Below are 24,580 nucleotides of genomic sequence, written 5' to 3' on the forward strand. Positions count from 1 at the left end.
AACAATAAATCACCTTTTAAAAGAAGTCCAGAGAGGCTTAAAAGGGTGTTGCTGTAAAGAATGAGAACGGGATAAAGTGTAAACCATTCCGTGTCCTCACACTCTTTATGACCTACACCCTGTCCTTAATGGCGGGGTATTTTTTATGCCCCGCATCACAAATGTGAAAGGAGCAGGATCGATGAAAAAATTATTGACCATGAATGAATTGACTTTAACTGATATTGAAAAAATTTTACATGAGGCAGAGTGTTTTGCCAACGGATCTAGCTGGAATCCAAAGCAGCAGACCACAGTTGCCAATCTCTTCTTTGAACCAAGTACACGTACAAAATCAAGCTTTGAAATGGCTGAAAGAAAATTGGGACTAGAGGTCATTCCTTTTGATGCGGGTACATCATCCGTGTTAAAAGGTGAAACCTTATATGACACTGTTAAAACGTTAGAAGCAATAGGTGTAAATGCCTTGATCATCCGTCATGAACAGGATAATTATTTTGACGAATTGAATGAGAAGATCGGGATTCCAATAATCAATGCAGGTGATGGCTGCGGAAATCATCCAACCCAATCATTACTGGACTTATTGACGATAAAACAAGAGTTTAAAAGTTTCAAAGGTCTGAAGATCTCCATAATCGGTGATGTGAGGCATAGTCGAGTTGCGAAATCGAATGCAGAAGCATTAACTCGTTTAGGAGCGAATGTCGTATTTTCGGGTCCGCCTGAATGGTTTGACAGAACAAACAGTTTAGGAAGGTATGAAGACATCGACCATGCGGTAGCTACCTCGGATGTGGTCATGCTGCTCAGAATACAGCATGAAAGGCATATTGAAAAATACGATCAGGCAAATGGAGATTATCTGGAAAGTTTCGGCCTGACCAAACAACGTGAAAAAAATATGAAACCGGGTGCGATCATCATGCATCCTGCACCAATAAACCGCGGTGTTGAAATAGACAGTGATTTAGTCGAATGCAGCCGCTCAAGAATTTTTAAACAAATGGAGAATGGCGTGTTCATTAGAATGGCCGTATTAAAAAATGTGCTTGACCAATCCGAAGGGGGAAACATTCATGAAAACAGTAATCAAAAATGGAGTATTGCTAGATAATCAAAACTCATTCAAAAAAGCGGATATTGAAATGGAAGGCAAGGTAATCACAAAGATCGGCGAGAACTTGGCAACGGAAAATTGTAAAGTAGTTGACGCTGAAGGGTTACTTATTACATCAGGTTTCATTGACCTGCATGTCCATTTACGCGAACCGGGCGGTGAACATAAAGAAACAATCGCAAGTGGAACGCTTGCAGCGGCAAGAGGCGGTTTCACTACGGTAGCGGCGATGCCTAATACAAGGCCAGTTCCCGATACAGTGGAAAACCTTGAAGCGCTAAACAGGAAAATTGAAGAAACGGCTCATGTCAGGGTACTCCCATATGCATCCATTACGATTAGGGAAGCAGGCAAGGAGTTGACCGACTTTTCTTCATTAAAACAAACGGGTGCTTTCGCCTTTACGGACGATGGCGTGGGAATTCAAGAAGCAGGGATGATGCTGGAAGCGATGAAACGGGCAGCCGCTCAAGATATGGCCATAGTTGCTCATTGTGAAGACAATAGCTTAATCAATAAAGGCTCCGTCCACGAAGGAAGATTCTCAAAAGAACAGGGAATCAATGGAATTCCGTCAGTATGTGAAGCTGTACATATTGCCCGGGATATCCTCCTTGCTGAAGCGGCGGATTGCCATTATCACGTTTGCCATATTTCCACGAAGGAATCGGTAAGGACGGTAAGGGATGCCAAACGCGCCGGTATCCGCGTCACAGCCGAAGTTACACCGCATCACTTATTATTGTGTGAAGATGATATACCGGGACTTGATACGAATTATAAAATGAACCCGCCATTGAGGGGCCGTGAAGATCGGGATGCATTAATAGAAGGACTGCTTGACGGAACCATCGATTTTATAGCAACTGACCATGCCCCGCATGCGGCAGAGGAAAAAGCGCAGGGAATGCAGCTGGCTCCTTTCGGAATAGTAGGATTGGAAACGGCCTTCCCGCTGCTTTACACCGAATTGGTTAAAAAGGGAGTCATTACATTAAAGCAATTGATCGATTTCATGACAATCAAACCATCTGAAAGTTTCTCCCTTCCTTATGGAGAGCTAAAGGAGGGTGCTATCGCGGATATCGTGCTCATCGATTTGGAAACAGAAAAAGAAATTAATGCTGAAGAGTTTGCTTCAAAAGGAAAAAATACACCTTTTAATGAAAAGAAATGTTATGGCTGGCCAGTCATGACGATTGCGGAAGGAAAAATAGCTTGGGAAAAAGGACGTGTTCAAGGATGAAAAGACAGCTAATTTTAGAAGACGGGACAGTATTCCTTGGGGAAGCATTCGGAGGGGACGTAGAAAAAATAGGTGAAGTCGTTTTTAACACAGGAATGACAGGGTACCAGGAGATTCTATCCGATCCATCCTATTGCGGTCAAATCGTTACACTTACGTATCCATTAATCGGGAACTACGGAATAAACCGGGATGATTTTGAATCCATCAATCCAGCGATATCGGGATTCGTCGTTAAGGAAACGGCAGAACTTCCTTCCAACTGGAGAAACCAATTATCACTTGATGAATATCTGAAAATGAAGAACATACCTGGAATAAGCGGAATCGATACGAGAAAGCTGACTAGAATCATCAGGAAATCAGGTTCACTTAAAGGGGCGCTCTGCAATATCAATAAAGATGCAAAAGAAGTCGTTTCCCAGTTGAAAGCAACAGTGATTCCTTCTAATCAAGTGAAACAGGTTTCAACAAAAGCACCTTATTCCAGTCCGGGCAGAGGCCCGCGGGTAGTTCTTGTAGATTATGGCATGAAGCATGGGATTTTACGTGAGTTGACGAAGCGCGGCTGTGATGTCGTGGTTGTGCCTTATAACGTCACGGCCGAAGAAGTGATGCAATATCATCCGGATGGCGTGATGCTTTCAAACGGTCCTGGAGATCCGAAAAGTGTTCATGAGACGCTTGAAATGATCCGTACAATCCAAACTCAAGTGCCATTATTCGGAATCTGTTTAGGACATCAATTATTCGCACTGGCAAACGGGGCGGATACGGAAAAATTAAAATTCGGCCATCGAGGTTCTAATCATCCGGTTAGGGACCTTCGTACCGGAAAGGTATCCATCACATCTCAAAATCATGGATATACAGTAGAAGAGCTTTCCATTGAAAATACAGAACTTATTGTGACACATACAGCATTGAATGATGATACGATTGAAGGTCTGCGCCATAAAAAGTATCCGGCTTTCACCGTACAATATCACCCGGAAGCATCACCAGGGCCGGAAGATGCCAACTACTTATTCAATGAATTCTTACAAATGATTGAAACTGCAACCAACAAGGGGGAAAAAACATGCCAAAACGCACTGATATAAAAAGCATCCTAGTAATTGGTTCCGGTCCGATCGTCATCGGACAGGCCGCCGAGTTCGATTATGCAGGAACCCAAGCGTGTATAGCCTTAAAAGAAGAAGGTTATCGTGTGATCCTGATTAACTCTAACCCTGCTACAATCATGACAGACAGTGAAATGGCTGACGCGGTTTATATCGAACCGATCACATTGGAATTTGTCAGCAAAATCATTCGTAAAGAGCGCCCGGATGCACTGTTACCTACCTTGGGCGGACAGACTGGCTTGAACATGGCAGTCGAGCTTGCCGAAGCAGGAATCCTGGAAGAATGCAATGTACAGATTCTTGGGACCAAACTTTCAGCTATCCAACAAGCGGAAGACCGTGACCTTTTCCGTACGCTAATGAACGATCTAGGGGAACCAGTACCTGATAGCGACATTATTCATAACTTGGAAGAGGCTTATACATTCGTTGAACGAGTCGGCTACCCAGTCATTGTTCGTCCTGCCTTCACGCTTGGCGGAACAGGCGGTGGGATTTGTGATAACGAAGAGCAGCTGATCGAGATTGTTGAGGGTGGCCTGAAAAGCAGCCCGGTACACCAATGTCTGCTTGAGAAGAGCATTGCCGGTTTCAAAGAAGTGGAATATGAAGTGATGCGTGATTCAAATGATAATGCGATAGTCGTTTGTAATATGGAAAACTTCGATCCTGTCGGTGTCCATACAGGCGATTCAATTGTTGCCGCACCAAGCCAAACATTAAGTGACAGAGAGTACCAAATGCTTCGAAATACGTCTTTGAAGATTATCCGTGCCTTGAAGATTGAAGGTGGATGTAATGTTCAGCTGGCGCTAGATCCAAACAGCTATCAATATTATGTCATTGAAGTGAACCCAAGGGTCAGCCGTTCGTCGGCACTTGCTTCAAAAGCAACAGGATATCCAATTGCAAAGCTTGCAGCAAAGATAGCCGTTGGTTTGACGCTCGATGAAATGATGAACCCTGTCACTGGCAAAACCTATGCCAGCTTTGAACCGGCACTGGACTATGTCGTTACGAAAATTCCGCGCTGGCCTTTCGATAAGTTCGAAAGCGCCAACCGTAGGCTCGGGACCCAAATGAAGGCGACCGGAGAAGTCATGGCAATCGGCCGTACATTCGAGGAATCAATCTTAAAAGCTGTCCGTTCCCTTGAAGCGGGTATATACCATCTTAATTTGAATGACGAGTTTGAAGATGGAAAAATAGAGAAACGGATCCGAAAAGCGGGAGATGAACGGTTATTCTATATCGGTGAAGCGTTAAGAAGGGGAATAACGATCGAAACAATACACGAATGGAGCCAGATCGATTTATTCTTCTTGCATAAGTTGAAAAAGATTATCGACTTTGAAAATCAGCTTAAAGAACATTCTTTTGATTGTGAAGTATTGCAAAAGGCTAAAGAACTAGGGTTTTCTGACAAAACGATTGCAGAAATATGGGGAGTTCCCGAAATTGACGTCTATGAGTACCGGAAACAGCAAGGAATCATCCCTGTTTACAAAATGGTTGATACATGTGCTGCGGAATTCGAATCGGAAACACCGTATTTTTATGGGACATACGAAGATGAGAATGAATCCATCGTTACTGACAAGAAAAGTGTCATTGTTCTGGGATCAGGCCCAATTAGAATCGGGCAAGGAGTAGAGTTTGATTATGCGACCGTACATTCGGTATGGGCCATTAAAGAAGCGGGATATGAAGCGATCATCATCAACAACAATCCCGAAACAGTTTCGACGGATTTCAGTATCTCCGACAAACTTTATTTCGAACCATTGACTATTGAAGATGTCATGCATGTCATCGATTTGGAAAAACCGGAAGGGGTCATCGTCCAGTTTGGTGGACAGACAGCAATCAACCTTGCAGATGGTCTTGTTGAAAGAGGAGTGAAGATCCTTGGTACTTCACTTGAAGACCTGGATAGGGCGGAAAATCGCAATAAATTCGAAAGAGCACTTAAGGATTTAGGCATTCCGCAGCCAAAGGGTAAAACCGCAACATCCGTTGATGAAGCGATCGTCATCGCTGAAGATATTGGTTATCCGGTTTTAGTAAGGCCATCGTATGTTCTCGGAGGAAGAGCGATGGAAATCGTCTATAAACAAGAAGAATTGCTGCATTACATGAAAAATGCCGTGAAAATAAATCCGGATCATCCTGTCCTGATAGACCGCTACTTAACGGGTAAGGAAATCGAAGTCGATGGAATTTCCGATGGCGAAACGGTTGTTATCCCTGGAATCATGGAGCATATCGAACGTGCAGGCGTCCATTCAGGTGATTCGATTGCAGTCTATCCGCCTCAAAATTTAACGGAAAAACAAAAAGAAGTAATCATCGATTATACGACCAGATTGGCAAAAGGTTTGAATATAATTGGTCTCTTGAACATTCAATATGTCATCAGCAATGAAGAAGTGTATGTGATTGAAGTAAATCCACGTTCAAGCCGAACCGTTCCATTCTTAAGTAAAATTACGAACGTGCCGATGGCTAACTTAGCCACGAAGGTCATCTTGGGCCACACACTTGAAAGCCAAGGTTACAAATCGGGGTTAGTGCCAGAACAAACTGGAGTCTATGTGAAAGTGCCGGTCTTCTCTTTTGCGAAATTAAGAGGTGTGGACATCTCACTCGGACCTGAAATGAAATCGACTGGTGAAGTAATGGGGAAAGATAGCACCCTTGAAAAGGCTTTATACAAAGGGCTGGTCGCTTCCGGTTTCAAAATTAAGGGGCATGGTTCGGTGTTATTGACGATATCTGATAAAGATAAGCAAGAAGCGCTACTTTTAGCAAGACGTTTCCATAATATCGGTTTCAAGCTGATAGCCACCAGCGGAACCGCTGCCTTATTGAAGCAATCCGGCATCCCTACTGCGATTGTCGGTAAAATTGGCGAAGAAGGTACAAACCTGCTGGATGTTATCCGGAACGGGGAAGCACAATTTGTCATAAATACTTTGACAAAAGGTAAGCAGCCGGCCCGAGATGGTTTCAGAATCCGACGTGAATCGGTTGAAAATGGAGTGACATGCCTAACATCACTTGATACGGCAGAAGCTATTTTAAGAGTGATAGAATCCATGACTTTCTCGGCAGAAGCAATGGGAAAAACGGAAAAAAGTCGTGAGGTGAGCTATATATGATCAAGAAGGAAAGAATGAAGGTGTTAAATCATAAGGAACTGGCCCCATCCATTTTTGAACTTACTCTGCAAGGTGAATTGGTTTCAGAGATGAATCAGCCAGGCCAGTTTGTCCAAGTCAAGACAACAGATGGCACTGAGCCATTGTTAAGACGCCCGATTTCAATTTCTTCTTACAACAACAGTGAAAAACAGTTCACGATGATATACCGCGCTGAAGGTAAAGGAACGACGCTGTTATCACAGCGTAAAGAGGCGGAAGCGGTCGATATCCTTGGACCCCTTGGCAACGGATTTCCCGTTCATGAGGCCAAAAAGGGCGAAACGGCATTATTGGTTGGTGGCGGGATTGGGGTCCCGCCCCTGTATCAATTATCACGGATGTTGGTTGCGAAAGGTGTTAAGGTAATCCATGTATTGGGCTTCCAGACCAAGTCAGCCATCTTTTACGAAAAAGAATTCAGTGAATTAGGTGATACTTATATTGCCACGGTGGATGGTTCATATGGGACAAAAGGATTTGTTACGACTGTAATAGACAACCTGGAGCAAGAGTTTGCAACGATCTTTTCATGCGGGCCGACACCAATGTTAAAAGCGTTGGAAGCGGGCTATCGTGAGAAAAAGCTTTACCTGTCCCTTGAGGAAAGGATGGGGTGCGGCATCGGTGCATGCTTTGCCTGCGTGTGTCATACAGGGGATGATCCAACTGGTTTCAGTTATAAAAAGGTATGCAGTGATGGACCCGTATTCCGGGCAGGAGAGGTGGTATTATGAGCAGGCTTTCAGTTGAATTACCAGGATTAAACTTGAAAAACCCGGTCATGCCAGCATCTGGATGCTTTGGATTCGGCCGTGAATACAGTCAATTTTTCGACTTGGATATTCTTGGGGCGATCATGATCAAAGCGACCACTCCTGAGCCGAGGTTCGGTAACCCGACTCCGCGTGTTGCGGAAACCTCTTCGGGAATGCTGAACGCTATCGGTCTGCAGAATCCAGGTTTAGAAAAGGTCATCAGTGAAGAATTGGCCTGGCTAGGTGGGTATGATGTTCCCATCATCGCCAACGTTGCCGGTTCGCAAATAGATGACTATGTAAAGGTAGCCAGTGATATAAGTAAGGTGGGGAATGTAAAAGCACTTGAATTGAATATCTCTTGTCCGAATGTAAAAGAAGGTGGCATTGCTTTCGGTACGGTGCCGGAAGTTGCTAAAGAGGTGACCAAGGCGGTTAAGGAAGTGTCTTCCGTCCCTGTATATGTGAAGCTTTCACCGAATGTCAGTAATATTGTGGAAATGGCTAAAGCCGTAGAAGAAGGCGGTGCCGACGGTTTGACAATGATAAATACATTAGTCGGCATGCGATTGGATTTAAAAACTGGCAGACCGATCCTTTCTAACAGGACGGGTGGGTTATCTGGTCCTGCAATAAAACCTGTTGCGCTCCGGATGATTTATGAGGTAAGCCAGCAAGTGTCTATTCCGATCATCGGAATGGGCGGCATCGCTACAGCGGAAGACGTCATTGAATTTTTCTATGCGGGTGCAAGTGCCGTTGCGGTGGGAACCGCTAACTTCGTGGATCCCTTTGTATGCCCGACCATCATCGAAGAATTACCGAAATTGTTGGATGAGCTCGGATTTGACCATATTTCAGAATGTACCGGAAGGAGCTGGAAGCAGAATGAAGCAGTCACTAATTATCGCTCTTGATTTCCCTGACCTCATTCAAACAGAAGAATTCCTAAAACAGTTCCATTTGGAAAAACTGGCTGTAAAAGTGGGGATGGAATTATTTTATCAGAATGGACCATCAATAATTTCTTTCGTAAAAGAGCAAGGCCACGATGTGTTTTTGGACTTGAAGCTTCATGATATTCCGAATACGGTCAAAATGGCCATGACAGGATTGGCAACTTTAGGGGCTGACATGGTCAATGTACATGCGGCGGGTGGACAAAAGATGATGGAAGCAGCCATGGAAGGTTTGGATAAGGGAACGTCCGCTGGTAAAAAACGTCCATTATGCATAGGGGTTACCCAACTGACGAGCACGTCACAAGAACAAATGAATGTTGAGCAAAACATTGCCGGATCTCTGGAGGACTCGGTCCTCCATTATGCAAAACTTACTAGACAGGCAGGATTGGATGGCGTCGTCTGTTCCACCCATGAAGTAAAGAACATACATGAACGCATCGGTCATGAATTCTTAACGGTCACACCTGGAATCCGAAGTGCAGGTGGACAGGCGCATGATCAAAAGAGAATTGCCACGCCTGAACAGGCTAGGGATTTTGGAGCGGATGCCATCGTTGTAGGGAGAGCCATAACGGGGGCGGCAGATCCATTAAGGGCGTATTTGGATATGAAAGCAGCTTGGGAGGGAATATCATGTTAAATAATAAGATAGCTGAACATCTATTGGAAATAAAAGCAGTGTACCTACAGCCGAATGACCCCTTTACTTGGGCATCTGGAATTCAATCACCTATTTATTGTGACAACCGCTTAACCCTTTCATACCCAGAGGTTCGCAATGAAATAGCGGAAGGATTGAAAGGATTAATTGAACAGAATTTCCCTGAGGCTGAACTGATTGCAGGCACAGCAACTGCCGGCATTCCGCATGCAGCTTGGGTGAGTGAAAAATTAAATGCACCGATGTGCTATGTTCGATCCAAAGCCAAGGAGCACGGAAAGGGCAATCAAATCGAAGGCCGTGCTGTTCCAGGACAAAAAGTGGTGGTTGTGGAAGACTTGATTTCAACCGGTGGAAGTGTGATTACTGCTGTTAATGCACTGAAAGAAGCTGGCTGTGATGTTCTAGGAGTCGTTTCAATCTTTACTTACGAATTGGAAAAAGGAAAAGAAAAATTCGATGCTGAGGGCATTATTAACCATTCATTGAGTGACTACTCGACTTTGATAAAAGTCGCTAATGAAAAAGGGTACATCACAGCAGAAGAATTGGAAAAGCTAAAAAAATGGCGGGAGAATCCAGCTGATACGGCTTGGATTTCTGCATGAAAATAGAGGTGGCCCAATCACAAAGGATTGGGCCACCTCTATTTTTTTACCTTTCAATCCTTTACAGCTTCCTTTAAGCGTATGACAGTATCGGCATCAGGTGTAATATATACGGTCTGCTGCTGGTCGTAGATCACGAACCCGGGTTTGGAACCATTCGGTTTCTTAACATGGCGAACTTGTGTGAAATCAACGGGCACTGAGCTCGATTGCTGTGCTTTACTGAAGAAAGCTGCTAATACGGCTGCCTCTTTTATCGTTTTTTCACTTGGCGATTCATTTCGAATCACAACATGTGAGCCAGGTATATCTTTGGTATGAAGCCATATTTCATCACGGCGTGCAAACTTATTCGTTAGATAATCATTTTGTTTATTATTCTTCCCGACAAAAATGAGATCTCCATCTGTAGCATAATATGTTTCAAGCTGCGGTTTTGCATTTGCAGGCTTTTTCATGCCTTTTTTCTTTTTTTGCCTAATGTATCCTTCTTCCTGAAGTTCTTCGCGAATCTCCTCTATATCTCTGGGTGAAGCTGATTGGAGCTGCTGATGCAAGGCCTCAAAGTAGGCCAATTCCAATTTTGTTTTTTCGATTTGTTCTTGGACGACTCCGACTGCATTTTTGGACTTTTGGTATCTGGAGAAGTACTTCTGTGCATTATCTGATGGATTTTTTAATGGGTCAAGCGGGATGGTGACCATACTTTGTTCTTCATCATAATAATTGACGACTTCTATTTCCTTCATGCCTTTTTTCATTTGATATAGATTAGCTGTAAGAAGCTCACCGAACAACTGATACTGTTCTCCGCGTTCCGTATCTTTTAATGTACGTTCGAGCTTCCCGATTTTTTTTGAGTTTTTTTCTATTTCATTAGTAATGAAACGTTCTACATCCTGGCTCTTTTGCTTAACCCGATCTCTTTCTGCCTTTCCGAAGTAATAGCGGTCGAGCATCTCGCTCAATGAAGGAAATGTACGTTGATTCCCAGTCAGATGCTCTAGTGGAAGCATATAAAAAACTTCTTTATTTCCATCTTGTTTGATCATCGCAGTATAGTATTGCTCCGAGATTTCTTGGATAATCTTTAAAAAAGCTGATGGAAGGGTCGTGCTGTTGGCAAGTCCAGCCCGGTAAACGGCTTCCTTTGCAACTAATGGTGAAACTCCAGAAAAATGGGCAACAAGCTGTCGATCCAGCTTTCCTGCATTGAAGTCAATATTCTTCCTTATATCGTCCTCGGTAGCCTCGAAAGGATTCTTCTTTTCTTGTGCGGGCGGGGCCAAATATTCCTGGCCAGGCAATATCGCCCGATAACTGTTAACGGCATGTGAAACATGCTTAATGCTGTCCAAAATCATATTTCGTTCTTTATCGACTAAAACAATGTTGCTGTGACGCCCCATGATTTCGATGATTAACTGCTTTTGAGAGACATCACCAAGCTCATTGCGGCCCTTCACTTCAAAAATGATCATTCTATCAAGTCCATATTGATAAATATTTTCTATCGTATAGCCCTCGAGGTGCTTCCTAAGAAGCATACAGAACATGGGTGCCTCTTTGGGATTTTCATAACTCTCTTCGGTCATTTGCACCCTCGAATAACTTGGGTGGGCTGATAATAGGAGCTTATGGTTCTTACCTCCAGCACGAACAACCAGTATTACTTCATTTTTATAAGGCTGATGTACCTTATTGATTCGTCCACCTTTTAATAAAGAAGCGATTTCTTCCGTCATCGCTTTCGTGAATAATCCATCAAATGACATTCTATTTTTACTTCCTTTACATAAGATTTTCTAAGAACTCATTTTGGCTGCCCATTTTAGCTAATCCCAATTTTTTAGCGAACTGGGTGAAAAGCTGGAGTTGATAGTTCAGGTAAATTGAATGGCTGCTTTTTTTGGTTCCAGAGATTAAATACAAATTTGGGTCCATTCATCATGATTAGCGGTCGTTCATTCATTAAATTATCCGGATCGTTCTTCTTTCCGCAATTCTGTTTAATTATAGCATTATTTTGGACGAGTCTGAATAATCATGGAAGAAGAGCAGGTTGTTTTATGTATCGGTAAGCAGGCAGGTGTTGGATGAGTAAAGCAAAAAGCGCCTGTTGAGATGTATACAGGAGCCTATTTCATTCTATTCAAAGGGATGTGTGATACTTGATGGAGTTCAAGGAAATGAATAATCAAGAAATGGAGAAAGCGCTTCAAACAAACGTTACACACGGTTTGGACGATGATGAAGTAAAGGACAGGCTGCGAAAGCATGGCTTTAACGAATTGAAGGAAGGAGAAAAACAGTCAGCCATTCTTTTATTTTTCGCCCAATTCAAAGATTTCATGGTCATAGTTTTACTTGCCGCGACCTTAGTCTCCGGGATATTGGGTGAATATATCGATGCGATTGCCATCATGGCGATTGTTTTTTTGAATGGATTACTTGGGTTTTTTCAAGAACGGAAGGCCGAGAAATCCCTGGATGCCCTAAAGGAAATGGCTGCGCCGCAAGTTAACATACTTCGGGATGGCCAGTGGCTGAAAGTCCCATCGAGAGAAGTAGTAGTAGGGGATATCCTGAAGTTTTCGAGTGGTGACCGAATTGGTGCCGATTTACGGATCATCGACCAGTCAAGCCTTGAAATAGAAGAGTCTGCACTTACCGGCGAGTCACTCCCGGCCGTTAAATGTTCTGATCCATTGATGAATGAGGTTGAAGGTATCGGTGATCAGGAAAATATGGCGTTTATGGGAACGATGGTAACAAGAGGAAATGGGGTAGGAATCGTAATCGCTACAGGAATGAATACGGCGATGGGCAAGATTGCGGATCTCCTGCAGACTGCAGAAACAAAAGAAACACCTCTTCAACGGAGGTTGGAGCAGCTAGGCAAAATTTTGATCGTCACGGCTTTAATATTAACTGTAATCGTGGTCCTGACTGGCGTCATTCAAGGGCATGATCTTTATACGATGTTTTTGGCCGGGGTATCTTTGGCTGTTGCGGCGATTCCTGAAGGCTTGCCAGCCATTGTGACCGTAGCATTGTCTTTGGGCGTTCAGCGTATGATCAAACAAAAAGCGATTGTCCGCAAGCTTCCTGCCGTAGAAACGCTTGGCTGCGCAACGGTGATTTGCTCAGATAAGACAGGTACACTGACACAAAACAAAATGACGGTGACGAAGGTCTGGAGTGGAGGGAAAACTTGGGATGTCGGCGGTACTGGTTATAATCCTGTCGGAGAGTTTTCCTTAGAGGGAGTTTCAGTTGCCCCGAAAAACCATAATGCCTTGCTTCAAATAATTACATTCGGCATGCTCTGTAATAAAGCCGAGTTAAAGGATGATGGTAAACGATATATTTTGGACGGTGATCCGACAGAAGGGGCGATGTTGGTCACGGCAATGAAAGCGGGCTTGACGAGGGAACACTTGTCTAAGCGGTTTACGATAGTCAAGGAGTTTCCATTTGACTCGAGCCGCAAAATGATGAGTGTCATAGTGAAGGATGATAAAGATAATCATTTCGTCATCGTAAAAGGGGCCCCTGATGTATTGATCGCCCAGTCCGACACGATTCTTTGGGAAGGAAAGTCGGAAATATTGAATCAGAAGAGTAAGGAAAGGGTGCAACAGGACATGAATGAGCTTGCCTCTCAGGCACTTCGAATGATTGCTGTTGGTTATAAACCCCTTTCAAAAGGAACGATTTTGCTTCATGAAACCGAAGCTGAGCGCAATTTGACCTTCATGGGACTGCAAGGCATGATCGATCCCCCACGTCCGGAAGTGAAGCAGGCAGTTAAGGAATGCAGGGATGCCGGAATCAAAACTGTCATGATTACTGGCGACCATGTAATAACAGCAAAGGCAATAGCTAAAGAACTTGGTATTTTAAAAGGAAAAGACCGCGTACTAGAAGGACGGCAATTGGCCGACATGGAAGTAGGGGAACTTGAGGAAGTTGTTGAAAGTGTTTCGGTATTTGCCCGCGTTTCCCCGGAACATAAGTTGAAAATCGTAAAAGCCTTGCAAAATAAAGGACATGTCGTTGCAATGACAGGGGATGGTGTCAATGATGCCCCTGCGATAAAATCAGCGGATATTGGTATATCCATGGGTATCACGGGTACTGATGTCGCTAAGGAAGCTTCTTCCTTGATATTGGTTGACGACAATTTTGCCACAATTAAATCGGCCATCAAAGAAGGCAGGAATATTTACGAAAACATCAGGAAGTTCATCCGTTATCTGCTTGCTTCCAATGTTGGGGAGATTTTGGTCATGTTTTTTGCGATGCTATGTGCCTTGCCGTTACCTTTGATACCAATCCAGATCTTATTCGTGAACCTTGTTACCGACGGACTGCCTGCGATGGCATTGGGACTGGATTCCGCAGAAGAAGATGTAATGAAAAGAAATCCAAGAAATGCTAATGAAGGTGTTTTTGGAAGAGGGCTTGGCTGGAAGATCATCTCTCGTGGTTTTCTGATCGGGATTTCTACATTGATCGCATTTTATGTGGTATACCGTGCAAATCCGGATAATCTTGCTTATGCACAAACGATTGCGTTCGCTACCTTGGTCCTGGCTCAGCTAATACATGTATTCGATTGCCGAAGCGAACGTTCGATCTTCTCGAGAAATCCATTCGGTAACCTTTATCTAGTGGGGGCGGTACTGTCCTCCCTATTATTGATGGTAGCCGTCATGTATGTGCAGCCTCTACAAACAATCTTTCATACGGTACCGATTTCGGGAAGGGATTGGCTATTAGTTATAGGGATGGCATCCATTCCAACTTTTTTACTGGCTGGAACCTTTTTAGCAAGAAAAGCACAATGATATATGATATAATCTTTAAGGTGGTAGAGTCATGCTCTATTGCCTTTTTATTTTTTGTAGTATTTTATTTGTGAGCTTAAGTTTTCGTGCTGTAGCTAATATATAATGAAAGTTAAAGGCCAAATTACTACATTATGTTTGATAGGATGTGGAACCATGGTTACCAGTATGACGGGCTATGGAAGAGAAGAAGCGGAAAACGAACAGGTCAAGGTTTTTGCCGAAATTAAGACCGTGAACCATCGTTTTTGTGAATATACGATTCGGATGCCGCGCCAGCTTTTGGTTTTGGAAGAAAAGGTAAAGAAGAAGGCGAATCAATACATAAGAAGGGGACGGGTGGAAATCTTCATCACAGTGGAAGGTGAGAGCCTGGTTTCCAAAAAGGTGAAGATCGAATGGAATCTTGCGGATCAGTATGTGGGTTTGATGGATGAAGTCAAGCGAAAGTACAATCTGGAAAGTTCCATTGCATTACAGGATATGCTGCAACTTGAATCGATTTTCATAACGGAAGAAGTACCTGCGGTTCCTGCCGATTTGGAATCCCTGTTATTGAAGGCTGTCACGGGGGCATTGGAAAATCTGAAAAAAATGCGGAACCTGGAAGGTCAGGAACTGGCCTTGGACATGAAACGCCAGCTGAAAAAGTTCGGTGAGATTGTAGCAGGGGTCAAAATGCATGCACCTTCAGTCGTCGAGAAATATAAAGCCCGGTTGGAAATCAAACTGGCTGAGTTGACTGAAGGATTGATTGAAGATAGCCGCATTGTTACAGAAGCGGCCATTTTTGCTGATAAATGTGATATAAATGAAGAACTGACCAGACTCGATAGCCATGTACAGCAATTTTCAAGGACGCTTACCCATAGTGAACCAATTGGAAGGAAACTTGACTTCCTTGTCCAGGAAATGAACAGGGAAGTCAATACGATTGGATCAAAGGCAAATGATTCAGCCATTACCAAAGAAGTGGTGGAAATGAAAAGTCTTCTTGAAAAATTAAAGGAACAGGTTCAAAATATCGAGTAGTCGGTTTATGATGAACCTAACAAGGTGACAATAGATATGAATGGGGGACAAAAATGTCAATAAAGCTCATTAATATTGGTTTTGGGAATATCGTTTCCGCAAACCGGATCGTATCAATCGTGAGCCCGGAATCGGCTCCGATCAAAAGGATCATCCAAGACGCCCGGGACCGCGGATCCTTAATAGATGCTACATATGGTAGAAGAACCAGGGCCGTAATAATTACAGACAGCGACCATGTTATCTTATCTGCCGTTCAACCGGAAACGGTTGCCGCACGGCTCCAAGATAGAGATGACAGCGTAGAAGAGGGGTAACTGAAACAATATGAGAGAAAAAGGTTTATTAATCGTTTTGTCCGGTCCATCCGGTGTTGGTAAAGGAACTGTAAGGAAGGCAATTTTTTCACAGCCAGGAACGGCATTCGAATATTCAATTTCGATGACGACACGGCTGCCTCGCCATGGTGAAGTGGACGGAGTGGACTATTTCTTCAAAAAACGCGAGGAATTCGAAGCACTTATCGAAGAAGGAAAATTGCTGGAATATGCTGAGTTCGTCGGTAATTATTATGGAACACCCGTGGATTATGTCCGTGAAACAATCGATTCCGGAAAAGATGTATTTCTGGAAATAGAAGTTCAAGGAGCTAAACAGGTTCGGGAGAAATTCCCTGAAGGACTTTTCATTTTCCTTGCTCCTCCGAGTTTGACTGAACTCGAAAGCCGCATCGTTACTCGCGGAACCGAGACGGAGGAAGCGATAAAAGGACGTATGAAGGTGGCCAAGGAAGAAATAGAACTTATGGATCTGTATGATTATGTTGTTGAAAATGATCATGTGGATGCTGCATGTGCTAGAATTAATGCAATTGTAATTGCCGAGCATTGCCGTCGGGAAAGAGTTGCTGTTTTATATAAAAAAATGTTGGAGGCGGAATAAATTATGTTATATCCATCAATTGATTCTCTATTACTTAAAATCGATTCAAAATACTCACTTGTATCAGTGGCAGCCAAACGTGCCAGGGAAATGCAAATTAAAGATAACTGCCTCGTAACGAAACCGGTTTCCCATAAATCAGTAGGTCGTGCCCTTGAAGAAATTCATTCCGGTAAATTGACTTATGATAATTCTTACGAGGAAAACTAAGAGAACACATAGCTTGACCTATCGGGCCTGACACCCTAAAGCAAACAGGAGCGTTACATTTGGAAAGTGCTTCCTTCCTGCGGCCAAGGTGTCAGGCCTGTTTGTTTTGATTTTTTTAAAAGTAACCAAAGTCAGGATGAAATCCTGAAAGATATGGAATGCTGGGGGAATCCATATGATATTGCGCATTTCAAATGAAATTTCTTCGGTTTTCCGTCATAATTAGAAAAAAAGAATGTATAGTTGGGGGAAATTTGCATGCTTATCGATAAAAAAGTACTTCTTTGTGTCACCGGCGGGATTGCTGTATATAAGGCTGCTGCCCTGACAAGTAAATTAACTCAGGAAGGTGCGCATGTAAAAGTGATCATGAGTGAATCGGCACGTAAGTTCGTGACGCCGCTCACCTTTCAGGCACTTTCGAGAAATGATGTTTATACAGATACTTTTGATGAGAAGGATTCTTCAGTCATTGCCCACATCGACTTGGCTGATTGGGCTGATATCATCCTGTTGGCCCCAGCTACAGCCAATGTCATTGGCAAGGTGGCCAATGGAATCGCGGATGATATGATCACGACCACGCTACTGGCAACGGAAGCACCTGTTTGGGTTGCGCCGGCAATGAACGTGCACATGTACGCCCATCCAGCGGTTCAGAAAAATATGGAGACACTTCGGTCGTTTGGATATCAATTCATTGAACCGGGTGAAGGGTATTTGGCCTGCGGTTATGTAGGAAAAGGGCGATTGGAGGAACCGGAAACAATCGTGGAACATCTTAATCGATATTTCGGTGAACGCAAATCACAGAAACAGCCTCTTAAAGGAAAGAAATATTTGATAACGGCAGGACCGACTCGTGAAGCGATTGATCCGGTGCGTTACGTGACGAATCATTCCAGCGGAAAAATGGGCTATGCCCTAGCCGAAGAGGCAATTGAAATGGGTGCTGAAGTGACATTGATTACTGGCCCCGTGAACTTGAAGCCACCTTTCAAGGCTAGAGTAATACCAGTGGAATCGGCAGCGGATATGTATGATGCGGTATTCGATCAGTTCGATTCCAGTGACGTCGTAATCATGACGGCTGCAGTGGCAGACTATAAACCAAAGATTTATCATGCTCAAAAGATGAAAAAGCAGCCAGGGGAAAATGTGATTGAATTTGAACGGACAAAGGATATCCTTAAGGAACTCGGTGAAAATAAAACTCATCAGATCTTGGTAGGTTTTGCGGCTGAAACGAACAACGTCGAAGAATACGCTAGAGGAAAATTAGTCAAAAAGAACGCAGATATGATCGTTGCCAATAATGTTACCGTCGCAGGGGCAGGATTTGGAACGGATACGAACATCGTGACCATTTACGATAAAGATGGAAGTGCGATCGAACTTCCAAAAATGAGTAAAGCGGATATAGCTAAAAGCATTCTGGCAGAAGTATCCCGCATGCAAAAGGAATGATGTCTTATGGATATAGCATCCGTCATCGTGGATGTACCTGCTAAACAAACGGATCGAGAATTCGACTATCGCATACCTGAAAAGTGGAACCAAGTCATCAAGCCCGGAATGCGGGTCATCGTCCCATTCGGTCCAAGAATGGTGCAGGGATTCGTCACAGGCTTAAAAGCTAAAAGCGACTTTGCGAAATTACGCAATATAAAGGAACCAATGGATTTGGAGCCTATCCTTAATGATGAATTGCTGCAGCTTGGTGACTGGTTGACTAAAGAGGCGATGTGTTTTAAAATTTCAGCGCTGCAGGCCATGCTTCCGGCAGCGATGAAAGCAAAGTATGAAAAAGTTATTAAAGTCGTTGAAGATAAAAAGGAGCAGCTGCCTCTCTTCATTCAAAACCTTTTCGGAAAAAATGATTCAATATCCTGGAAAGACGTGATTGAAGGGGAGAACGCCTCCCTCTTCCAAAAGGAAATGCAAAATGGCAATCTTGAACTCGTATATAATGTGAAAAACCGACTAAATAAGAAGACGGTCCGTGTCATTAAATCTTTGCTTTCCCCTAAGGAACTGAAAGAAATGGCATCAGCCATGTCCAGCCATGCAAAAAAACAACAGGAACTCCTTCAATACTTTATTGAACATCAAGAACCCATTCCGTTAAAGGAATTGCTTGAATTGATAAACACATCGAGCGGTACCGTCAAATCCCTAGTGGCAAAAGGGGCTTTGGCGGAAATGGATCAAGAAATATACCGTGATCCGTATGAAAACCGTGTGTTCGAAAAATCCACACCCTTTACACTAACAGCTGAACAAACAGCTGCCTTGAAGCCCATCAACGAGAAAATACATCATGATGAACATGATGTCTTTCTTTTATATGGTGTAACAGGCAGCGGGAAGACGGAAGTGTATCTACAGGCAATTGCCTCTGTCATTGAAAAAGGGAAGGAAGCCATCATGCTTGTACCTGAAATCTCCTTAACGCCACAGACAGTGAAGCGGTTTAAGGAACGATTTGGTGAGCAGGTAGCTGTCATGCATAGCGGTTTATCCGTAGGTGAAAAATATGATGAATGGCGGAAAATTCATCGTAAGGAAGTTAAAGTGGTGGTGGGGGCGCGTTCAGCCGTGTTTGCTCCTTTTGAAAACCTGGGGCTGATCATCATTGATGAAGAACATGAATCCAGTTATAAGCAAGAAGAAACCCCAAGGTACCACGCCAGGGATGTTGCCGTTGAAAGAGCAAAATCATATAAGTGTCCGGTAATTCTTGGCAGCGCCACACCTACACTTGAATCTTTTGCGCGTGCCAAGAAAAACGTCTATAAATTATTGACCCTTAGCCAGAGGATGAATAAAAATGCGTTGCCAGCAGTGGATATTGTAGATATGAGGGAAGAACTAAGAACGGGAAATCGTTCCATGTTTTCGGAGCTGCTCTTTACCAAGCTGAAAGACCGGCTTGAGAAGGGAGAGCAAACAGTCCTGATGCTAAATAAAAGGGGACATTCTTCCTTTGTGATGTGCCGAAGCTGCGGATTGGTCATCAACTGCCCTAATTGTGACATTTCACTTACTTATCATCGCTTTAATGATATAATGAAATGCCATTATTGTGGGTTTGAAGAGGGAATGCCTTCCGTTTGCCCTGAATGTGAAAGTGAACATATAAGGTTCTTCGGTACAGGCACTCAAAAGGTTGAAGAAGAGCTAGCAAAAATCCTCCCAGAAGCACGGGTCATACGAATGGATGTTGACACGACGAGCAAGAAAGGTTCACATGAGCGGTTGCTGAATGCTTTTGGTGAAGGGAAGGCCGATATATTGTTAGGTACCCAAATGATAGCCAAGGGCCTTGATTTTCCTAATATCACTCTTGTTGGAGTCCTATCAGCTGATACGATGCTGCATCTGCCTGATTTCCGTTCTTCTGAAAAGACATTCCAGCTGCTGACACAGGTAAGCGGAAGGGCGGGACGTCATCAGCTTCCGGGAGAAGTGGTCATCCAAACCTATACGCCTGAGCATTACAGCATCGAGCTTTCTGCCTTACAGGATTTTGATGCTTTTTATGAACGGGAGATGAATCTAAGGAGGCAAAGTCATTACCCTCCCTATTATTATGTTGTCCTTATAACCGTTTCACATGAAGACTTAATGAAGACGGTCAGTGTTACTGAAAAAATCACCAATTATTTAGGCTCACGATTGAATCGGGATTCTATCGTACTAGGTCCGGTTGCTTCGCCCATTAGCCGAATCAACAATAGATATCGCTATCAATGTCTGATAAAATACAAACGAGAGCCGGACCTTAATCAGCATCTACGCACACTTTTGGAGCATTACCAAAAAGAAACCGCTCAAAATCATCTGCAGATTTCAATAGATTTAAATCCACAGATCATGATGTAATTGTTTAAGAGATGGATGATTACCGCGAGCTGTTACAGCTTGCGTTTTTATATAATGAAGTGTTGTTTTTCATATCTAGGAGGGTACCTTTAATTTTGGCTATTTTACCGATTGTCTTGTTTCCTGAAAAAATTTTAGAACAAAAATGCGATAAAGTAACAAGTTTTGATAAAAAGTTGGCAAAGCTGTTAAATAATATGTATGAAACGATGGTGGAGGCGGATGGCGTTGGACTTGCAGCACCTCAGGTTGGCGTGAAAAAGCAAGTGGCCGTCGTTGAAATAGAGGAAGGATCAGGTGCTATCGAACTGATTAATCCGGAAGTGCTGGAAGTGGAAGGCGAACAGACAGGTGTTGAAGGATGCTTGAGCTTCCCGAGTTTATATGGCGAAGTATCGCGTCCATACCGTGTCAAAGTCCGGGCACAAGACCGAAAAGGATCGTTTTTCGAGATAGAAGCGGAGGATTTCCTCGCGAGGGCCCTTCAGCACGAAATTGATCATCTGCAAGGAGTTTTATTTACAAGTAAGGTTTCCCGGTATATTTCGGAAGAAGAGTTAGAAAGGTTTGGGGAAGAATGACAAAAATTATATTTATGGGTACGCCGGACTTTTCAGTGCCGGTATTGAGAAGAATCATTGATGAAGGGTATGAAGTGATCGCTGTGGTCACACAGCCCGATCGTCCAGTAGGCCGCAAAAAGGTGCTGACGCCGCCGCCAGTTAAGGTCGAAGCCGAAAAGCAGGGGATTCCCGTTTATCAGCCCGAAAAAATCCGTGAAAAAGAAGAACTTGAAAAAATCATTGCATTGAATCCTGACTTAGTGGTGACGGCGGCTTTCGGTCAAATCCTTCCGAATGAATTGCTGGATGCCCCTAAGTACGGCTGTATTAATGTACATGCCTCCCTGCTTCCTGAACTGCGTGGAGGGGCGCCAATTCATTATTCCATTTTACAAGGGAAAGAAAAGACGGGAATAACCATCATGTATATGGCGGAAAAATTGGATGCCGGTGATATATTGACTCAGGCGGAAGTTATTATAGAGGAAGAAGACAATGTAGGTTCACTGCATGATAAATTAAGCAAGATAGGATCGGATTTACTTGCAGAGACGCTTCCGAAACTTATAAATCAGGAGTTACAGGCGATCAAGCAGGATGAGGCAAAAGCGTCTTTTGCGCCTAACATAAAACGGTCTGAGGAAAAAATCGACTGGTCGAAATCAGGGGAAGACATCTATAACCATGTACGTGGCCTGAATCCTTGGCCTGTTGCTTATACAACCTTAGACGGGGCCATTTTGAAAATTTGGCAGGTAAAGAAACTTGAAGATGGCAATCAGGCAGTGCCGGGCACGGTCATTGATGTACAAAGTGATGGTTTCATCGTTTCGACAGGCAATGAGACGGCAATACTAGTTACAGAACTGCAGCCTTCAGGGAAGAAAAAAATGCCGGCGAAAGATTATTTGCGCGGAGCCGGATCGTTCATTAAAGCAGGCATGAAGTTAGGAGAACAGAATGAAGCAAACTAAAAAGGGAGTACGTGAAATCGCTCTCGATATCTTGGAATCTGTAGAGAAAAACCAATCCTACAGTAACCTATTATTGAACAATTTGATTAAAAAGCACCAGTTATCCGCCGTGGACAGCGGACTGCTTACAGAAATAAGCTACGGTACCATACAGCGGAAGATGACTTTGGATTATTATTTGAACCCATATATTAAACAACCGAAAAAAACGCAAAGCTGGGTCATCAATTTACTTAGACTTTCCGTTTACCAAATGGTCTATTTAGATAAAGTGCCTGATCATGCAATCATTTTCGAGGCCGTCGAAATTTCCAAAAAGCGCGGGCATAAAGGTACATCTTCGATGGTAAATGGTGTACTTCGTAATATTCAAAGAAATGGTGTTCCTTCTTTAGGTGATATTAAAGATGATCTGGAACGGCTTTCCATAGAAGTAAGTCACCCAATTTGGTTGGTCAAGCGTTGGGTAGAGCAATTTGGTTTTGAAAAAACCAAGGAAATGTGTGAAATAAACTTAACTGCGCCTTTACAGACGGGACGGGTTAATTTAAAGAAGATTTCACGCCGTGAACTGATCAGCATATTAACGGAAGAAGGATATGATGTTGAAGCAAGTGAAGTCGTTCCCGAAGCAATCGTCAGCTATAAAGGGAATCTTGCTCATTCAGAAAGCTACAAATTAGGGTATTTATCGATTCAGGACGAGAGTTCAATGCTTGTAGCCCATGCATTAGGTGCGAATGAAAATGATGCTGTACTCGATTGCTGTGCTGCACCTGGAGGGAAAACGACACATATCGCAGAAGGCTTGACCACTGGACAAGTATATGCGCTCGACCTTCATGAGCATAAGGTCAAGCTCATTAAAGAGCAGGCTGAGCGCCTAAAACTTAGAAACAATATTAAGACAATGGCCCTTGATAGCAGGAAAGTGCAAGAACACTTTAATAAGGAAGGGTTTGACAGGGTGCTGATCGATGCACCATGTTCCGGATTGGGAGTCATGCGCCGGAAGCCTGATGTAAAGTACACTAAAACAAAAGATGATATAATGAAACTCTCAAGTATACAAAAACAATTATTGGAATCGGCTGCCCCGCTTGTCAAACAAGGCGGACGGTTAGTATATAGTACCTGTACGGTGGATAAAGAAGAAAATGACAAAGTCGCTGCAGCATTTTTGGAAAGCCATCCGGATTTTGAAAGCGATGCAACCTTGTCCACAAGAATGCCTGAAAGCGTTCAGCCATTTATCGAGGGTCATACGCTGCAAGTTTTTCCGCAATATTTTAGCAGTGACGGATTCTTTATTGCGAGTTTTAGAAAGAAGGTGCTGTAATGGCAGAAATCACTAAATCATCTAGAGTAAGAAAAGACACGACACCAGAAAAACCATCGATCTACTCATTAGAGCTTCACCAAATTAAAGAATGGCTTATTCAAAATGGAGAGAAGGCATTCCGGGCCGAACAAGTATATGACTGGCTTTATAAAAAGCGTGTCTCCAGTTTTGAAGATATGTCCAACCTTTCGAAAACATTACGGGATAAGCTGGAATCACAATTCACCTTCACGACATTGAAGACTTTGATTCAGCAAACGTCCAATGACGGAACGATGAAGTTTTTATTTGAACTCCATGATGGATATTCGATTGAAACGGTGCTGATGCGCCATGAATACGGAAACTCCATTTGCGTGACAACGCAGGTAGGATGTAGAATTGGCTGTACATTCTGTGCATCGACATTAGGCGGTTTAAAGCGTAATCTTGAATCAGGGGAAATTGTTGCCCAGGTCGTTAAAGTTCAGCAAGCACTTGACGAATCGGAAGAACGTGTTAGTTCTGTCGTTATCATGGGAATCGGTGAACCGTTTGATAACTACGATAATATGATGTCATTCTTGAAGAATATAAACCATGAAAAGGGCTTGAACATCGGGGCGCGTCATATTACCGTTTCCACAAGTGGAATCATTCCTAAAATCTATAAGTTTGCCGAAGAAAGCATGCAAATAAATTTTGCTGTTTCCCTTCATGCACCGAATACGGAATTGAGAAGTAAATTGATGCCGATCAATAAGGCCTACAAACTTCCAGACTTGATTGAAGCCATCAAATACTATACAGAAAAAACAGGTCGCCGTGTAAGTTTTGAATATGGTCTATTCGGTGGCGAAAATGATACAGTGGAGCACGCAGAAGAATTAGCAAGTTTAATAAAAGGGATAAAATGCCATGTTAACTTAATACCGGTTAACTATGTACCTGAACGCAACTATGTACGTACACCTCGGGACCAAATTTTTGAGTTTGAAAAAACATTGAAGAAGCGCGGCATTAATGTAACGATCCGAAGGGAACAAGGCAGTGATATTGACGCAGCCTGCGGCCAGCTTCGGGCCAAGGAGCGCAAAGAAGAGACGAGGTGACCC

Annotated in this window: 20 protein-coding genes; 19 read left to right on the top strand and 1 reads right to left on the bottom strand. The window is 43.3% G+C overall.

The window, feature by feature from the left end; translation table 11 throughout:
* The first annotated feature begins 181 nt into the window (after positions 1–181).
* Genes MKY17_RS08010 through pyrE form a run of 8 tightly spaced genes read left to right on the top strand, consistent with a single transcriptional unit; the run spans position 182 to position 9,685 of the window.
* Positions 182–1,117, top strand: coding sequence for an aspartate carbamoyltransferase catalytic subunit (locus tag MKY17_RS08010; protein ID WP_098371382.1), 936 nt, complete (start codon positions 182–184; stop codon positions 1,115–1,117).
* Complete coding sequence (locus MKY17_RS08015; RefSeq protein WP_098371066.1) at positions 1,080–2,366, top strand: dihydroorotase; 1,287 nt, start codon at positions 1,080–1,082, stop codon at positions 2,364–2,366. Before MKY17_RS08010 ends, MKY17_RS08015 begins: the two co-directional genes overlap by 38 nt.
* Positions 2,363–3,469: a carbamoyl phosphate synthase small subunit gene (locus MKY17_RS08020; RefSeq protein ID WP_098371065.1), complete on the top strand. Its 1,107-nt coding sequence runs from the start codon at positions 2,363–2,365 to the stop codon at positions 3,467–3,469. The genes MKY17_RS08015 and MKY17_RS08020 overlap by 4 nt, the downstream gene beginning before the upstream one ends.
* Positions 3,448–6,654, top strand: coding sequence for a carbamoyl-phosphate synthase large subunit (carB, locus tag MKY17_RS08025; protein WP_098371064.1), 3,207 nt, complete (start codon positions 3,448–3,450; stop codon positions 6,652–6,654). The genes MKY17_RS08020 and carB overlap by 22 nt, the downstream gene beginning before the upstream one ends.
* Positions 6,651–7,430 (top strand): dihydroorotate dehydrogenase electron transfer subunit, encoded by a 780-nt coding sequence (locus tag MKY17_RS08030; protein WP_098371063.1) that lies wholly within the window; start codon positions 6,651–6,653, stop codon positions 7,428–7,430. The genes carB and MKY17_RS08030 overlap by 4 nt, the downstream gene beginning before the upstream one ends.
* Positions 7,427–8,368, top strand: coding sequence for a dihydroorotate dehydrogenase (locus MKY17_RS08035; RefSeq protein WP_098371062.1), 942 nt, complete (start codon positions 7,427–7,429; stop codon positions 8,366–8,368). Before MKY17_RS08030 ends, MKY17_RS08035 begins: the two co-directional genes overlap by 4 nt.
* Positions 8,340–9,056, top strand: coding sequence for an orotidine-5'-phosphate decarboxylase (gene pyrF / locus MKY17_RS08040; RefSeq protein WP_098371061.1), 717 nt, complete (start codon positions 8,340–8,342; stop codon positions 9,054–9,056). The genes MKY17_RS08035 and pyrF overlap by 29 nt, the downstream gene beginning before the upstream one ends.
* Positions 9,050–9,685 carry an orotate phosphoribosyltransferase gene (gene pyrE, locus MKY17_RS08045; protein ID WP_098371060.1) on the top strand — a complete coding sequence of 212 codons (636 nt, stop codon included), beginning with the start codon at positions 9,050–9,052 and terminating at the stop codon, positions 9,683–9,685. The genes pyrF and pyrE overlap by 7 nt, the downstream gene beginning before the upstream one ends.
* A 53-nt stretch (positions 9,686–9,738) precedes the next feature.
* Here pyrE and MKY17_RS08050 read toward each other — a convergent pair whose 3' ends face one another.
* Positions 9,739–11,460, bottom strand: a complete 1,722-nt coding sequence (locus MKY17_RS08050) for an NFACT RNA binding domain-containing protein (protein WP_098371059.1) — start codon at positions 11,458–11,460, stop codon at positions 9,739–9,741.
* A gap of 399 nt (positions 11,461–11,859) precedes the next feature.
* On the opposite strand from MKY17_RS08050, the gene MKY17_RS08055 reads away from it, so the two are divergent.
* The 11 genes from MKY17_RS08055 (at position 11,860) to rlmN (ending at position 24,577) form a co-directional block, all read left to right on the top strand.
* Positions 11,860–14,538: a calcium-translocating P-type ATPase, SERCA-type gene (locus MKY17_RS08055; protein ID WP_098371381.1), complete on the top strand. Its 2,679-nt coding sequence runs from the start codon at positions 11,860–11,862 to the stop codon at positions 14,536–14,538.
* Positions 14,539–14,694: 156 nt separating this feature from the next.
* The gene (locus tag MKY17_RS08060; RefSeq protein ID WP_098371058.1) at positions 14,695–15,570 is read left to right on the top strand and encodes a YicC/YloC family endoribonuclease; all 876 of its coding nucleotides are present in this window, start codon (positions 14,695–14,697) and stop codon (positions 15,568–15,570) included.
* A gap of 53 nt (positions 15,571–15,623) precedes the next feature.
* Positions 15,624–15,887, top strand: a complete 264-nt coding sequence (locus MKY17_RS08065; RefSeq protein WP_034313813.1) for a DUF370 domain-containing protein — start codon at positions 15,624–15,626, stop codon at positions 15,885–15,887.
* Positions 15,888–15,897: 10 nt separating this feature from the next.
* A complete protein-coding gene (gmk, locus tag MKY17_RS08070) occupies positions 15,898–16,512 on the top strand; it encodes a guanylate kinase (RefSeq protein ID WP_034313809.1) in 615 nt (204 codons plus the stop codon).
* A 3-nt stretch (positions 16,513–16,515) separates the two neighbouring features.
* Positions 16,516–16,722, top strand: coding sequence for a DNA-directed RNA polymerase subunit omega (gene rpoZ / locus MKY17_RS08075; protein ID WP_098371057.1), 207 nt, complete (start codon positions 16,516–16,518; stop codon positions 16,720–16,722).
* Positions 16,723–16,980: 258 nt separating this feature from the next.
* The gene (gene coaBC / locus MKY17_RS08080) at positions 16,981–18,189 is read left to right on the top strand and encodes a bifunctional phosphopantothenoylcysteine decarboxylase/phosphopantothenate--cysteine ligase CoaBC (RefSeq protein WP_098371056.1); all 1,209 of its coding nucleotides are present in this window, start codon (positions 16,981–16,983) and stop codon (positions 18,187–18,189) included.
* A gap of 6 nt (positions 18,190–18,195) precedes the next feature.
* Positions 18,196–20,607, top strand: coding sequence for a primosomal protein N' (gene priA, locus MKY17_RS08085; protein ID WP_098371055.1), 2,412 nt, complete (start codon positions 18,196–18,198; stop codon positions 20,605–20,607).
* Between the two features lie 95 nt (positions 20,608–20,702).
* Positions 20,703–21,188, top strand: a complete 486-nt coding sequence (def, locus tag MKY17_RS08090; RefSeq protein WP_098371054.1) for a peptide deformylase — start codon at positions 20,703–20,705, stop codon at positions 21,186–21,188.
* Positions 21,185–22,144 (top strand): methionyl-tRNA formyltransferase, encoded by a 960-nt coding sequence (gene fmt, locus MKY17_RS08095; RefSeq protein ID WP_098371053.1) that lies wholly within the window; start codon positions 21,185–21,187, stop codon positions 22,142–22,144. The genes def and fmt overlap by 4 nt, the downstream gene beginning before the upstream one ends.
* A complete protein-coding gene (gene rsmB / locus MKY17_RS08100; RefSeq protein ID WP_098371052.1) occupies positions 22,131–23,483 on the top strand; it encodes a 16S rRNA (cytosine(967)-C(5))-methyltransferase RsmB in 1,353 nt (450 codons plus the stop codon). The genes fmt and rsmB overlap by 14 nt, the downstream gene beginning before the upstream one ends.
* Complete coding sequence (gene rlmN, locus MKY17_RS08105) at positions 23,483–24,577, top strand: 23S rRNA (adenine(2503)-C(2))-methyltransferase RlmN (protein ID WP_098371051.1); 1,095 nt, start codon at positions 23,483–23,485, stop codon at positions 24,575–24,577. Before rsmB ends, rlmN begins: the two co-directional genes overlap by 1 nt.
* The last annotated feature ends 3 nt before the right edge of the window (positions 24,578–24,580 follow it).

Origin of the sequence: Peribacillus sp. FSL P2-0133, from assembly GCF_037975445.1 — a bacterium.
Lineage (GTDB): Bacteria > Bacillota > Bacilli > Bacillales > DSM-1321 > Peribacillus > Peribacillus simplex_E.

What these genes read in the sequence shown, in the direction of transcription:
- MKY17_RS08010 (WP_098371382.1), top strand. Translation starts at nt 182, where the DNA reads ATGAAAAAATTATTGACCATGAATGAATTGACTTTAACTGATATTGAA.
- MKY17_RS08015 (WP_098371066.1), top strand. Translation starts at nt 1,080, where the DNA reads ATGAAAACAGTAATCAAAAATGGAGTATTGCTAGATAATCAAAACTCA.
- MKY17_RS08020 (WP_098371065.1), top strand. Translation starts at nt 2,363, where the DNA reads ATGAAAAGACAGCTAATTTTAGAAGACGGGACAGTATTCCTTGGGGAA.
- carB (WP_098371064.1), top strand. Translation starts at nt 3,448, where the DNA reads ATGCCAAAACGCACTGATATAAAAAGCATCCTAGTAATTGGTTCCGGT.
- MKY17_RS08030 (WP_098371063.1), top strand. Translation starts at nt 6,651, where the DNA reads ATGATCAAGAAGGAAAGAATGAAGGTGTTAAATCATAAGGAACTGGCC.
- MKY17_RS08035 (WP_098371062.1), top strand. Translation starts at nt 7,427, where the DNA reads ATGAGCAGGCTTTCAGTTGAATTACCAGGATTAAACTTGAAAAACCCG.
- pyrF (WP_098371061.1), top strand. Translation starts at nt 8,340, where the DNA reads ATGAAGCAGTCACTAATTATCGCTCTTGATTTCCCTGACCTCATTCAA.
- pyrE (WP_098371060.1), top strand. Translation starts at nt 9,050, where the DNA reads ATGTTAAATAATAAGATAGCTGAACATCTATTGGAAATAAAAGCAGTG.
- MKY17_RS08050 (WP_098371059.1), bottom strand. Translation starts at nt 11,460, where the DNA reads ATGTCATTTGATGGATTATTCACGAAAGCGATGACGGAAGAAATCGCT.
- MKY17_RS08055 (WP_098371381.1), top strand. Translation starts at nt 11,860, where the DNA reads ATGGAGTTCAAGGAAATGAATAATCAAGAAATGGAGAAAGCGCTTCAA.
- MKY17_RS08060 (WP_098371058.1), top strand. Translation starts at nt 14,695, where the DNA reads ATGGTTACCAGTATGACGGGCTATGGAAGAGAAGAAGCGGAAAACGAA.
- MKY17_RS08065 (WP_034313813.1), top strand. Translation starts at nt 15,624, where the DNA reads ATGTCAATAAAGCTCATTAATATTGGTTTTGGGAATATCGTTTCCGCA.
- gmk (WP_034313809.1), top strand. Translation starts at nt 15,898, where the DNA reads ATGAGAGAAAAAGGTTTATTAATCGTTTTGTCCGGTCCATCCGGTGTT.
- rpoZ (WP_098371057.1), top strand. Translation starts at nt 16,516, where the DNA reads ATGTTATATCCATCAATTGATTCTCTATTACTTAAAATCGATTCAAAA.
- coaBC (WP_098371056.1), top strand. Translation starts at nt 16,981, where the DNA reads ATGCTTATCGATAAAAAAGTACTTCTTTGTGTCACCGGCGGGATTGCT.
- priA (WP_098371055.1), top strand. Translation starts at nt 18,196, where the DNA reads ATGGATATAGCATCCGTCATCGTGGATGTACCTGCTAAACAAACGGAT.
- fmt (WP_098371053.1), top strand. Translation starts at nt 21,185, where the DNA reads ATGACAAAAATTATATTTATGGGTACGCCGGACTTTTCAGTGCCGGTA.
- rsmB (WP_098371052.1), top strand. Translation starts at nt 22,131, where the DNA reads ATGAAGCAAACTAAAAAGGGAGTACGTGAAATCGCTCTCGATATCTTG.
- rlmN (WP_098371051.1), top strand. Translation starts at nt 23,483, where the DNA reads ATGGCAGAAATCACTAAATCATCTAGAGTAAGAAAAGACACGACACCA.